Source organism: Rhodospirillum centenum SW (assembly GCF_000016185.1).
GTDB classification, from domain to species: Bacteria; Pseudomonadota; Alphaproteobacteria; order Azospirillales; family Azospirillaceae; genus Rhodocista; species Rhodocista centena.
Genome location: NC_011420.2, coordinates 3,872,506 through 3,885,513, shown reverse-complemented (window position 1 = coordinate 3,885,513; position 13,008 = coordinate 3,872,506). Strand labels below are relative to the sequence as shown.

10 protein-coding genes are annotated in these 13,008 nt (G+C 69.6%); 3 read left to right on the top strand and 7 right to left on the bottom strand.

Translation table 11 applies throughout. The features are described from left to right. Positions 1 to 146: 146 nt before the first annotated feature. Positions 147 to 491 carry a DMT family transporter gene (locus RC1_RS17920; RefSeq protein ID WP_041785529.1) on the top strand — a complete coding sequence of 115 codons (345 nt, stop codon included), beginning with the start codon at positions 147 to 149 and terminating at the stop codon, positions 489 to 491. Between the two features lie 303 nt (positions 492 to 794). Further along, positions 795 to 1,502 carry a YczE/YyaS/YitT family protein gene (locus tag RC1_RS17915; RefSeq protein ID WP_012568860.1) on the top strand — a complete coding sequence of 236 codons (708 nt, stop codon included), beginning with the start codon at positions 795 to 797 and terminating at the stop codon, positions 1,500 to 1,502. Between the two features lie 27 nt (positions 1,503 to 1,529). Here the strand turns inward: RC1_RS17915 and RC1_RS20465 are convergent, their stop codons facing one another. The 7 genes from RC1_RS20465 to tsaA form a co-directional block, all read right to left on the bottom strand. Further along, positions 1,530 to 2,504 carry a ParB/RepB/Spo0J family partition protein gene (locus RC1_RS20465; protein WP_012568859.1) on the bottom strand — a complete coding sequence of 325 codons (975 nt, stop codon included), beginning with the start codon at positions 2,502 to 2,504 and terminating at the stop codon, positions 1,530 to 1,532. Beyond that, positions 2,501 to 3,739, bottom strand: coding sequence for a plasmid partitioning protein RepA (repA, locus tag RC1_RS17905; RefSeq protein ID WP_012568858.1), 1,239 nt, complete (start codon positions 3,737 to 3,739; stop codon positions 2,501 to 2,503). Before repA ends, RC1_RS20465 begins: the two co-directional genes overlap by 4 nt. A 149-nt stretch (positions 3,740 to 3,888) precedes the next feature. After that, complete coding sequence (locus RC1_RS17900; RefSeq protein WP_012568857.1) at positions 3,889 to 4,662, bottom strand: ABC transporter ATP-binding protein; 774 nt, start codon at positions 4,660 to 4,662, stop codon at positions 3,889 to 3,891. Beyond that, positions 4,659 to 5,690: a FecCD family ABC transporter permease gene (locus RC1_RS17895; RefSeq protein WP_012568856.1), complete on the bottom strand. Its 1,032-nt coding sequence runs from the start codon at positions 5,688 to 5,690 to the stop codon at positions 4,659 to 4,661. The genes RC1_RS17900 and RC1_RS17895 overlap by 4 nt, the downstream gene beginning before the upstream one ends. Further along, a complete protein-coding gene (locus tag RC1_RS17890) occupies positions 5,687 to 6,748 on the bottom strand; it encodes an iron ABC transporter substrate-binding protein (protein ID WP_012568855.1) in 1,062 nt (353 codons plus the stop codon). The genes RC1_RS17895 and RC1_RS17890 overlap by 4 nt, the downstream gene beginning before the upstream one ends. Positions 6,749 to 6,813: 65 nt before the next feature. Next, positions 6,814 to 8,901, bottom strand: a complete 2,088-nt coding sequence (locus RC1_RS17885) for a TonB-dependent receptor plug domain-containing protein (protein WP_012568854.1) — start codon at positions 8,899 to 8,901, stop codon at positions 6,814 to 6,816. A 58-nt stretch (positions 8,902 to 8,959) separates the two neighbouring features. Then, complete coding sequence (tsaA, locus tag RC1_RS17880) at positions 8,960 to 9,430, bottom strand: tRNA (N6-threonylcarbamoyladenosine(37)-N6)-methyltransferase TrmO (protein ID WP_234703794.1); 471 nt, start codon at positions 9,428 to 9,430, stop codon at positions 8,960 to 8,962. A 587-nt stretch (positions 9,431 to 10,017) separates the two neighbouring features. Here tsaA and RC1_RS17875 point away from each other — a divergent pair. After that, the gene (locus RC1_RS17875; RefSeq protein ID WP_012568852.1) at positions 10,018 to 12,942 is read left to right on the top strand and encodes a TonB-dependent receptor domain-containing protein; all 2,925 of its coding nucleotides are present in this window, start codon (positions 10,018 to 10,020) and stop codon (positions 12,940 to 12,942) included. Positions 12,943 to 13,008 lie beyond the last annotated feature (66 nt).

The following is a 13,008-nucleotide window of genomic DNA, read 5'->3' as shown; positions in this document are numbered from 1 at the left end:
CCCGGTTCGCGCGTGAGGAGCGGGGCTGTCTGGTTTTTCCGGAAAAACCGTCCCCGCGGGCCGGCCCCTGCCGCCATCCGCCGCCTTGCGCCGAAGGCTGGCGCTGCGCCAGGATAAGGCGCGCTGTTCAGAACATAAGGGTTTTCATGTCCCCCGTTCTCATGGCCTATGGCGCGCTGGCCCTCGCCATCGTGTGTGAGGTCGCCGGCACCACCTTCCTCCAGAAATCGGAGCAGTTCACCCGGCCGGGACCGATCCTGCTCATGGTCCTCTTCTATGCCGGCTCCTTCTACTTCCTGGCCCAGGCGCTGAAGGCAGTGCCGCTGGGCATCGCCTATGCCGTCTGGGCCGGGGTCGGGATCGTGCTGACGGCGGTGATCGGGGCCGTCATCTTCAGGCAGATGCTCGATGCCGCCGCGATCCTGGGCATCGGCCTGATCGTCGCCGGGGTGGTGGTGATCCAGATCTTCTCGAAGAGCGTGACGCACTGACGGAGATGGTTGAGGCGGCCGGTGCCGGGATCGCAAGCCGGCGGTTTTCTGGAAAAAACCATGCGCGGCGGCCCATTCCCAGGGCGGCTTCAGCGCACTTGGTGGCGGTGCAGTTCCCTCCGCACGTCGAAAGGGGGGCCGCTGCTGCTTGTCGCCGACCCGGACTGGCCGAGGGATTGTCCGGCGGAGGGGTGGGGACCCGACCGGTCTAGGCCGAGGACGGAAAGAACCGGAAAAGCGGCTGATGGCTCCCTCATGTGATGCGGGGATTGATGGCGGTCAGATCACACCGCAGGAGATCCCATGACCCGTCCCGTTTCCGCCCCCCTTCCCCGCCGCCTCGCCCTCTACCTTTCCGGCTGCCTTCTGTTCTCGCTGGGGGCCAAGCTGTTCATCGACAGCCGGCTCGGCGTCGATCCGCTGGATGTCCTGGTTCTCGGCATCGTCGGCCATACCGGCGTCACGGTCGGCATCGCGTCGGGAGCGGTCGCCATCGGTTTCCTGCTCCTCTGGAGTCTCTGGAACCGCCGTCGCCCGCCGCTGTCACCTTTCGTGACGATGTTCCTGGTCGGGTCGCTGATCGATCTCTGGATCTGGCTGGAGCTTGAGCAGGTGACCCAGGCGGTTCTGGCCGCCGTCCCGATGCTGGCGACGGGGCTGCTGCTGGCGTCCTTCGGCTCGGCCCTGATCATCGTTGCCGGCATCGGCATCCGGATCATGGATCTGGTCGCCATCACCATGGTGGAGCGCTGGCGCTGGCAGTTCTGGCAGGCGAAGCTGGCGCTGGAGGTGTTCTTCGTCGCCTCCGGCTGGGCGCTCGGCGGTCCGGTGGGCGTCGGAACTCTGGCCTTCGTCGTCGTCGTGGGACCGATGATGCAGCCCTTCATGGCGCTGGTGACGAAGGTCCTGGGTACCGTCAACCATGGGCTCCCGGGCCCGCTCGCCTCTGCCCGCCCCGACGTTGCCCGCCCCGACGTTGCGCACCCCGACGCTGCCGCGTCGGGGCACTGAGCGGCGCCGCCCGGTCGGTCCTGGCCGTCAGTCTGCCACGTCCAGGCCGCTGCGGCGCAGGGCGTCGGGGATGGCGGCGAAGATGGCGTCCACCGCATCGGGTGGCAGGCCGGCAGCCAGCCGCAACAGGGGGCGCCCGTCCTGCTCCGTCAGGCGTGCCAGCACCTGACCCGTGCGGCTGCGGACCACCCGCTCGCCCCGCGGGGCGGGGGTCGGCTCGGCCCGTCCCTCCGCCACGGTGACCAGCTCGGCCAGCCGCCTGGCGAAGGGCAGGGAGCCGGCTGCCAGTTCCGCCGCCTTCGCCAGCACGCGCTCCCGCACCGCCGGATCCGCCAGCAGCCGGGCCAGCCGGGCGCCGTCGGCGATACGCAGGGGGCGAGGATCGCCCAGCCCGGCGACGACGGCGTCCGGTAGCTCCGCCAGCTTCAGCAGGTTGGAGAGGTGCCCCTTGGTGAAGCCCAGCGCCGCCATCAGCCCGGCCCGGTCCATCACCCCGGCCTCCAGCACGGCGGCGATCTGCCGGGCACGCTCGAAGGCGGAGATGTCGGCCCGCACCTCGTTCTCGCGCACCATGGCGAGGACAAGGCCCCTGTCATCGGCCGCCAGCTCGCGGGCCAGCACCGGCCGGCCCAGCCGGCGGCAGGCTTCGACGCGGCGGTGGCCGGCGATGATCTCGAACCCGGCGCTGGTGCGGCGTACCAGGATGGGCACGAGCTGGCCGCGGGCCAGGATGTCCTGCACGAGCTGCTCGAAGGCCGTGTCCGCGAAGGCGGCCCCGTGCCGGTCGCGGAAGCGGGTGGCGACCAGGGTGCCGGGGTCGAGGTCCAGCAGCACCTGACCGGCCGCCTTCAGCCGTTCCAGCTCGGCAGCACTGCCCTCGAACACCTCTTCCATCTGGGCGACGATGGGGATGAAGGAGCGCGCGCTCCCGCTCTCGCGCCGGCGTCCGGCGACGTCCCCGACGGCGGCGTCCAGGGCGGCCATCCTGTCCTTGCGGCTCATCGTGCCCCCTCGCCGCCGCTGCGGCCCCAGATGTCGTGGACGACGCTCTCGATCTCGGCGTTGACGCTGTTCAGATAGTCCAGCCCGCGCTCATAGGTGCGACGGTTCACGTCGCTCGCCTCCAGCTCGTAGTAGCTCTGCTTCATGTTGCCGGCATTGTCGAGGCCGGTGGTCAGGGCCATGCGGTTGGTCATCAGCGTGTCCGCGAAGACCGCCCCCATCCACTTCACGAGCTGGGTCTGGTTGGCATCGGAGGTCTGGTATTTGGTGACCAGCAGGCGCACCGCGTCGAACTGCTTGACCCGTCCGCCCTCGGCCGCGGCCAGCGTCTCCAGCGTTTCATGCACCATGCGGAAGAACCGCCCGGCGGAGGAGAAGTCCAGCATGGAGGGCGGGATCGGCACCAGCAGCAGGTTCGCCGCCATGACCGCGTTGATGGACAGGTAGGACAGCGACGGCGGGCAGTCGCAGACGACGACGTCGTAGCGGTCGTCGATCGACGGCAGGGCGTCTGCCAGCACCCGCCAGAAGCGCAGCTCGCGCTGGCGCATCTGCCGCACCGGCACCTCGAACTCGGTGGAATAGAGGCCCAGATTCGCCGGCACGATGTCCAGCCCGTCCCAGTAGGTCGGGCGGGCGAGGTCGGCCAACGACGCCGTGCGGCTCCCCTCGTCCAGGGTGAACAGGCGGTAGAGCGTGTCCAGCCGGTCGAAATCCTCGTCCGGGACCAGCCCGAACATGGAGGTGGCGCTGGCCTGGCTGTCCAGGTCGATCAGCAGCACCCGGTAGCCTTGCAGCGCAAGGTACTGCGCCAGATGCACGGAATGGGTCGTCTTCGCCGCCCCGCCCTTGAAGTTGGCGACGGTGACGGTGACCAGCTTCTCCCCGCGCGCCCGGTCGCGCCCGACCCGGTAGCGCGCATCGCCCGTGGCGGCGAACAGGCGGCGGCGGATCTCGTTCACCTCGGCCAGGGTGAAGGCGCGGCGGTTGCCCGCGCCCACCACCGTGCCCTCGGGCCAGCCGTCCTGCCGGATCAGGCCGCGCAGGTGGCTTTCGGAGATGCGCAGCAGCCGCGCCGCCTCCGGCGTCGGGATCAGGCGCAGGTGCTTGGATTTGTCGGGGTGCGACTGCACCTCGATGATGCGGCGCTGGATGGCGTCGCAGCCCTCCGAATGCTCCAGGAACAGCCGCAGGGGATCGGTCACGCCCAGCGCCGTCCGTTCCGCCGTTTCCATCCGATCTTCCTCCGTCCATGCAGTCACCGTTCTTATCGGGGATGCGTATCGGAAGGGGAAGAGCGATTTACGGCGTGGTGGCGATTTTTGGCAATGATGCGGCAGAAAACCCGCACTGTCGGGACTCTCCGACGGTCCGGCCGGCGCTGTCAGTAGCGCGGCAGCACGGCGGTGGCTCCGGACCCGGCGAGCCGTTCCACCGTGACACCGACACCGTAGAGCCGCTCCAGCGCCGCCGCGGTGGCGACCGTCTCCGGCGGCCCCAGTGCCGCGATCCGCCCGCCGTCCAGCAGGGCCACGCGGTCGGCCAGGGCGTGGGCCTGGGCCGGATCGTGGGTGGACAGGATGATGGCGCGCCCCTCCGCCTTCAGGGCGCGGATGCGTTCCAGCACCCGGACCTGGTTGCCGAAATCCAGGCTGGAGGTGGGCTCGTCCAGCACCAGCAGCGGCGCTCCCTGCGCCAGCGCCCGCGCGATCAGCGCCAGTTGCCGCTCGCCGCCCGACAGACGGGTGCAGGGCCGTCCGGCCAGATGGCCGATGCCCATCATGCCGATGGCCTCTGCCGCCGCAGCATGATCGGCCGGGCCGGGCGTGCGGAACGGGCCGATATGCGGTGCCCGGCCCATCAGGACCAGCTCCGTCACCGTAAAGGGGAAGTAGGTGGCCGCTGTCTGCGGCACCAGGGCCACGCGGCGGGCGATCTCTGCGCGCGGCAGCCGGGTGATGTCGTCGCCGTGCAGCAGCACCCGCCCGGACCGGGCCGGCAGCAGGCCCAGCAGGGTCTTGAACAGGGTGGTCTTGCCGCTGCCGTTGGGACCCAGCAGGCAGAGCACCTCCCCCGCCGCCAGCGACAGCTCGACCCCGGCGCCGACGGTGCGGCCCGGATAGCCGAAGGCCAGGGCGCGGGTCTCCAGCAGGATCATGTCCAGCCCCGCCGCCCCACCGCCATCAGCCAGAGGAAGAAGGGCGCCCCCAGGCAGGCGGTCAGGATGCCCAGCGGCACCTCCACTGCCGCCACGGTACGGGCCAGCGTGTCCAGCACCAGCAGGAAGCCCGCCCCCAGCAGCAGCGAGGCCGGCAGCAGCCGGCGGAAGTCCGGCCCCACCAGCATCCGGGCCACATGCGGCACCAGCAGCCCGACCCAGCCGACCAGTCCGGCGACGGCGACGCTGGCGGCCGTCATCAGCGTCGCCCCGGCGATGAACAGCAGGCGCAGCCGCCGCGTCTCCAGGCCCAGCGCCTTCGCTTCCTCCTCCCCCAGGGTCAGCAGGTTCATCCGCCAGCGGAACAGCCACAGCGGCAGCAGTCCCAGCAGGCAGGCAGGCAGCAATGCCAGCATGTCATCAGGCCCGACTGCTGCCAGGCTGCCAAGCAGCCAGTAGGTGATGGCCGGAAGCTGGTCGTAGGGATCGGCCATCACCTTCAGCAGGCTGATGGCGGCGCTCAGCATGGCCCCGACGGCGATCCCCGTCAGCACCAGTTGCAGCACGGGATCGTGCCCGCGCAGCGCGGACCCGATCAGATAGACCAGCGCCACGGCGCCCAGCCCGCCGGCGAAGGCCAGCCCCTGGATGACCAGCAGCGGTTGCGCCAGCACGATGCCCAGGATGGCGCCCAGGCTGGCCCCGGCGGACACGCCCAGCAGGTCCGGGCTGACCAGGGGATTGCGGAACAGGGACTGGTAGGCCCCGCCGGCGGCGGCCAGGGCGGCCCCCACGGCCAGGGCCGCCACCACCCGCGGCAGGCGGATCTGCCAGATCACCGTCTCCACGGTAGGGGAGAGGCCGCTCTCCCCGCCGGTCACCCGCGCCCGGAGCGAGGCGAGAAGCTCTCCCGGCCCCACCGGATACTGGCCGACGGCGAAGGCCAGCAGCACGGCACCGCACACGGCGACGGCGGGCAGCCAGCGCCGCCAGGGCAGGGACACCGCCGGCCGGGTCTCGGCCGTCACCGCCCCGCCCCGTCACCGCCGGGCGGGGTCAGCAGCCCGGCCAGTTCGGCATCGCTCAGGCTGCGGTGGTAGAAGCGCTCGAAGAAGTCGCGGACGACCGGCCGGATGTCTTCCGGGAAGAGGTCGGGGTAGAGCACGGAGACCAGCCAGCGCGCCCCGATCAGCCGGTTCACCCCCGGCGGGAAATCCACCCAGGGAAAGGGCAGGCGGGGTGCCAGATGCACCCGGCCTTCCCGCACCGCCCGCAGCCCGGCCCAGCGCGGGTCGTGCCGGGCCAGATCGTAGAAGGCTGCGTCCGTGGTGACGATGGCGTCCGGGGCCCAGGCCAGCACCTGCTCCAGCGACACCTGGGCCAGCCCGCCGGCCCCGGCGGAGACGGCCACGTTCACCGCCCCCACCCGTTCCAGCACTTCCGTGTTGATCGACCCCGCGAGCCCCGTCTCCAGCCCGTCGGGTCCGCGGCCGTAATAGACGCGCACCCGGCGCTCCGGTGGCAGGGAAGCCAGCCGGCGGTCGATCTCCGCGATCATGCCCTCGGCCCAAGCGGCCAGATCCCCGGCGCGCGCTTCCAGACCCAGCAGGGCGCCCAGCCGGCGGTAGGTGGCCGGCGTCGCCGCGAAGTCCCCCGTCAGGACGACATAGGGGATGCCGGTCTGGCGCTGCACCCGTTCCGCCAGATCGGCATAGGTGGCGCCGGTCGAGCCGGAATCGAGGATCAGGTCCGGGGCCAGCGCCACCACCGCCTCCGGGCTGGCGGTGGCCGCCCGGCCGGTCAACTGGCCCGTGGCCGGCAGGGCGGCATAGGGCTCGGCCAGGAACGCCTTCACCTCCCCGGCATTCTCCCGCGGCCAGCCCAGCATCCGCTCCGGCGCCAGGGTGTAGAGCAGGATCGCCGCGGGCCCGCCGGCGCCGAAGACCCGCTCCACCCGGTCGGGCACCGGCACCGTCCGGCCGGTATCGTCCTGGAAGCTCCGGGTTCCGGCCGCGGATGCCGTGCCGGCGGCCGGCCCGATGCCGACGAGCAGGATCAGGGCGCAGCGCAGGAGCAAGCGGCGCATCGCGGAGCCTCCGGATCGGGCGGGGGAGGGGAGGGGGACCGGGGGGACGGCGGGGGAACCGGCGGTCACAGCCGCGCCCGGGCACTGAGATAGAAGGAGCGGCCGGCCTCCGGGAAACCGTCCGTGAGCTGGTAGCTGCGGTCGAACAGGTTGCGCACGCCGGCGCCGACCTCCACCGCGTCGGTCAGGCTGTAGTCGGCGCGCAGCCCGACCAGGGTATGGGCGCCGGTGCGGTAATAGAGCCGCCCGTCGGTCGTTGCCGTCCAGCGCTCGCCCGCCACCTCGACCGTCGGCGTCAGCCGGAGATCGGGCAGCGGCGTCCAGTCGGCATAGAGGAAGGCGGTGTGCGCCGGCACTCCGGTCGGCTTCAGGGCGGCGCTGGTCGGATCGTCGATATCGCGTTTCACCAGCGCATAATTGCCGCCCAGTGTCAGCGTCTGTGTCAGTTCCACCGCCAGCGACAGCTCCGCCCCGTAGAACTCGCCCGAGCCGACATTGCGGCTCTGGGTGACGGACTGGCCGTTGTAGAGGAAAGGAACGGCGACGATGTAGTCGTCCACGTCGTTGTAGAAGACCGCTGCCTCGACGGAGAGCATTCCCGCCGTCCAGGAACCGCCGAGGTCGATGTTGGTCGCCCGCTCGGGCTTCAGGTCGGGGTTCGAGGTGGCACCCCCGAAGCGGGAGCTGAAGCGTTCGAACAGGGTGGGAAAGCGGGTGCGCGACGACAGGCGGGCATGGAGTTCGGCGTCGTCGCCCAGCGACTGCGACAGCGCGGCCTGCCAGTTCCAGGCGTCGCTGTCGCGGGTCGGATAGATCACGGGGCTGCCGGTCGCCCCGCCGGCCCAGTCCTCCGCCCGTTTCAGGTCGCGCCAGTCGTAACTGAGGCCCGCCGTCAGCAGCAGGGTCGGGGTCAGGGAAAGGCGGTTCTCCAGCGCGGCCGACCAGGTCTCTTCCGTCGAAACCTGTTCCGGTTCGGTGAAGCGCGACGGGCTGAAGCTGGTCTGCCATTCGCCGTGCCGGTCGCGGCGGTAGTGGACGGCGGCGGCCAGGGTGTCGCGCTCGGCAACCGGCACCGTCAGCTCCAGCGATCCGCCGTAGGCCTCGTCGTCATAATGGCTGTCGAACGCGCGCGCCTGCGTCTGCCGCGTCTGGGCGGCATCGTCGAACGCCTGCAGCAGGTTGTCGAACCCGTTGTAATAGGCCCGTGTCTTCAGGGTCGTTCCGGCACCGATCCGGGTGGTGGAGAGGAAGTACAGGCTGTCCAGGTCCCAGTAGGGCCAGCGCCAGTAGCGCTGGACCGAAGCGGGGTCGGTGACGTGCAGCGGCGCGTTCTTCGATCCCTCCTGGCGGGTGTAGCTCAGGCTGTACTCATCGGTATCGTTCGGGGTCAGCCCGACCTTGGCGTTGACCCGCCAGTCCTCCGTCTCCGAACGGTTGCGCCGACCACCATCCTCCGTAGCGGTCGGCGCGAAATCCTCGGGCAGGGTGTCGTGGTCGCGGTCGTTCCGGGCGGCGGAGAGCTGGGCGTACCAGCCCTGCTGCCGGGTGCCGGCCAGCCCGAACAGGGTCTTGCCGGCGAAGTCGGCCTCGCGGTCCAGCGAGACGGTGGCGCTCGCCTCCAGCTCGATCTCCTCGGTCGGCCGGCGCGTCACCAGGTTGATGGCGCCGCCCATCCCGCCCGGCCCGTCCAGCACCGAGGCGTAGCCCTTGGCGATCTGCACCTCGGCCACGTCCGCCGTCAGGAAGCGCCCGAAGTCCAGACGGTTGTCCGCCGGCAGGTAGACCCGGATGCCGTCGATCGACAGCGGCACCTGGAAGCGGTCGAAGCCGCGCACGGAGATCAGGCGCTCGTTGCGCGAGCCGCCGGAGTTGGACGCGGTGACACCGGGCACGAGACTCGCCGCCTCGTCCAGGGTCGGCCGGTTGAAGCGGTAGATGGCGGCGTCGGACAGGCTGGTGCTGCCGATGGCGAGACGGTCGGTGCGCCGGCCGACGATGACGATCTCGCCCAGTTCGAAGGTCGCCGCCCCCCGGTTCCTGTCCTGCGGCTGACGGTCCTGCGCGCCCGCGGGCGTGGCGGCCGTCAGAACGGTGGCCGTCAGCACGGTGGAGGCGAGCAGAAGCGCAAGGCGGCGACGGACAGGCATCGGCATGGCGGCGTCTCCAGCAGGCAGGGGGCGCCGGGGCCGGTCCGTCGGCCCCGGCCGGCGGTCAGGAACGGGGCGGGACCCCGCCACCGGGCGCGTCACCGGGCGTGGGCGGGGCGAGGGGGGTGAAGATCCGGCGGTCGGGCTTCAGGTCCAGCAGGGGCGTCCCGTCCACGCAGTCCAGACCGCGCACATGCAGGACCGGCCCCTCGATCCGCAGCAGCGTCACGATCTGCGTGCCGATCGGGTTGGGGCGCAGCGGCGAACGCAGGGCGAAGGTGCCGCGGGTCTGGCCGTCGTCGCGCGGGCTCTGGCGGACCAGGGTGCGCGCCGAGCGGTCCAGCCAGTACAGCACCTCGATTTCCCCGTACCGTTCCAGGCCATCCAGGGCGGCGACCCAGGGCTCGAACACCTCGATGCGGCAGACGGGGCCGTCGTCCCGACCCTGCCGGGGACACTGCTCCGGACGGCTCCAGGGGGTGTGGATGCGGCCGATGAAATAGAGCGTGGCATCCGTTGCCGCCGGGGCGTCCACGGCCACTTCCCCGGCCCTCAGCGTCGTTGCGGTCCTGCCCGGCCCTTCCATCGCGCCACCCCGTGCCCCGGCTTTCCTGCCGGTCCGGCTGTGCGGCCACGACCGCCTGCATCTCCCGGACCGCTATATCCAAAAGAATACAAGGGGTGTGGAATTTTTCGCAAGCGCGAAACAGCAGGCCTTGCGCCGGTCTCCGGTCGGACAGGAGTCGCTGGCGGTCCAGGTATTCTGGCCCCGGCCTGCCACGATGAAGCGAACCGGGCCCGGGTGGCTGGCGTAAATGGACCCACGAAGCAGAATATCTTTTCGATACATACATTTGATATCAAGCAACAACGAGGCAATTATGCATCTCGATAAGGTAATAACTCGTCTGCATTGCCGAAAAACTGAGCCCTTCGTGCCACACATGTTACGAAATAGTGAAGCCGCGACACTCCGAAGGTTGGAGCCTTTCCCCACGCTTGCTAGCCATCTGCCCCCGGTGGTGCGCGGAGGCTGGTCGAACGGTGCGCCCACCGTCATGGCAGCGCGGCCCGTTCCGCCGCCCGTTGGTTTGCTCCAGAGAACGAAGGGAAATGGCACTCATGGACCTCAGAGAAACTGCGATCAGGCGCGGCCTGATGGCCGGCGCTGCGATCGGCGTCCTCATTACCGCCATGCCGGCCGCCGCCCAGCAGGGCCAGGTCGAAGAAATCGTCATCACCGGTTCCCGCATCGCCAGCAGCAACCTGAATTCCCCCTCGCCGCTCCAGGTCGTCGGCGGTGAGGACATCGACATCGCCGCGTCGGCCACCCTCCAGGACGTGCTCCTGAAGAACCCGACCTTCGGCGCCCCGTCGATCTCGCGCACGAACTCGAACTTCCAGACCGCCAGCGCCGGCGCCGCCACGATCAACCTGCGCAATCTGGGCGTCGACCGCACCCTGGTCCTGGTCAACGGCCGCCGCTTCGTCTCCGGCATTCCGGGCAGCGCCGCCGTCGACCTGAACACCATCCCGACCCAGTTCATCGACCGCGTCGAGGTGCTGACGGGCGGCGCTTCGGCCGTCTACGGCTCCGACGCCGTCGCCGGTGTCGTGAACATCATCTACAAGCAGGACTTCGAAGGCATCGAAGCCGACGCCCGCTATGGCATCTCCGAGGAAGGGGATGGCATCGAGAAGGACGTCAGCCTGATGATGGGCGGCAACTTCGACGACAACCGCGGCAACATCGTCGGCTTCCTGGGCTACAGCAACCAGGGTGCGGTGTTCTCGCGCAACCGCGATTTCGCCGCGGTGGACCAGAGCTCGCTGGGCGCCCTGGACGGCGACCCGAGCCACGCCTTCACCGTGTCCCGCCCCTACTACTCCAGCTACGCGCCGCAGGGCCGTTTCACCGCCGGCGGGCGCAACTTCACCTACGACAAGAACAACAACCTGATCTCCGGGTTCTCGACCAACGGCACCGAGACCCGCGCGGCCGACGGTTTCAACCGGTCCGACTACCGCACCATCGCCATTCCGACGGAGCGTTACCTCTTCGCCACCCAGGGCGACTATGAGGTGAACGACAACCTCCGCTTCTTCATGGAAGGCACCTACGCCGGCACCCAGACGAAGACGGAGATGGAGCCGTTCGGTCTGGCGTCGGACGACATCTTCCCGGCCACCGTCTGGAACATCCAGAACGCCGACGGGTCGCGCAATCCGCTGGTGCCGACCGCGCTCTACGACGCGGCGACCGACACCAACGGCGACGGCCTGAAGGATCTGGTGTTCACGCGCCGCCTGCGCGAAGTCGGCAACCGCGGCAACACCGCCGACCGCGACACCTACCGCTTCCTGGTCGGTGCCGACGGCGACATCCCGATGGTCGAGGGCTGGCGCTACGAGACCTACCTCGGCTACGGCAAGACCAGCGAGAGCCAGGTCTCCAACGGCCAGGTCAACGTGCAGAGCGTCCGCCAGGCGCTGGACGCTGTCGTTGACGTCAACGACATCAACAGCAACGGCAACCGCACCGAGCTGATCTGCCGCGACGCCGATGCCCGCGCCCAGGGGTGCCATCCGATCAACCTGTTCGGCTTCGGTTCCATCAGCCCCGAGGCGGCCAAGTACATCGCCGCACCGGGCATGCTCTCCACCTTCACGCAGCAGACCATCGCCGGCCTGAACGTCACCGGCGACGTCGTCGATCTGCCGGCCGGTGCGCTGGGCGTGGCCCTCGGCACCGAGTACCGGGCCGAGCGGAGCCGCTCCGAGTTCGATGCCCTGCAGCAGTCGGGCCTGAACGCCGGTAACGCCATCCCGGCCACCCGCGGCGACTTCGACGTGTTCGAGGGCTACGCCGAGACGAACGTGCCGATCCTGGCCGACCTGCCGTTTGCCAAGCAGCTCAACCTGCGTGGCGCGGTCCGCTTCTCCGACTACTCCACCATCGGCACGACGACGAGCTGGAACATCGGCGGCGAGTGGCAGCCGATCGACGACATCCGCTTCCGCGTGATCCGCGCCCAGTCGGTCCGCGCCCCGAACATCAGCGAGCTGTATTCGCCGCCGAGCCAGAACTACCCGACCGGCCTGATCGATCCCTGCGTGGGTATCGGTGCGACCGGCGGTGGCGTGATCGGCGAGAACTGCCGCCGTGACCCGGGCGTCCTGTCCAACATCGCGGCGAACGGCAAGGTGACCCTCACCCAGTCGGACGTTCAGGGCGTCAGCGGCTTCGACCTGGGCAACCCCAACCTCTCCGAGGAAAAGGGCAAGTCCTGGACCATCGGTGCGGTGATCACCCCGACCATCGAAGCGCTGTCCGCCTTCTCGATGACGGTCGATTACTTCAACGTGAAGATCGAGGATGCGATTTCGGCCATTCCGCGCCAGTTCATCCTCGACCAGTGCTACCGAACGAACGATCAGGAATACTGCAAGCTGATCCGCCGGTATCAGGCCTTCGGCGTCAACAGCGCCGGTGCCATCGACGAGGTCGATCAGCCGATGGCCAACGCCGGCAGCCTGGCCACCAGCGGTCTGGATATCACGCTGAACCATCGCCTCGACCTTGAGGATCTCGGCCTCGCCGGTCAGCTCAACTCCCGCCTGTCCTACACGCACGTCTTCAAGGGCTACGAGATTCCGCTGGAGGGTGCGGCGAAGGACAGCTTCAACGGTGAGATCGGGACGCCGCGTGACAAGGCTGCTCTGAACCTCATCTACGGTCTGGACAACCTGTCGGTGGCCTGGACCTCGACCTGGATCGGCAACTCCTACCTGGACAACCAGTTCCTGGCGTCCATGGAGTGGCCGGGCAATGTCGGCGTCGGCAACTGGTTCTACCACGACGTCCAGGTCCGCTACGCGGCGACGGAGAACTTCGAGCTGTACGCCGGTGCGGACAACGTCTTCGACAAGAAGCCGGCTCCGATCCTCTCGAACCTGCCGGGCAACGAGACCGGCACCGAGACGGCGTCCGGTACCTACGACGCGATCGGCCGGTTCTTCTACGCCGGTGTGAAGGTCACCTTCTGATCCAGAAGGCGGATCCAGGGGGCGACCCCGCGGATCACGGGGGCGGCGGCAGCGATGCCGCCGCCC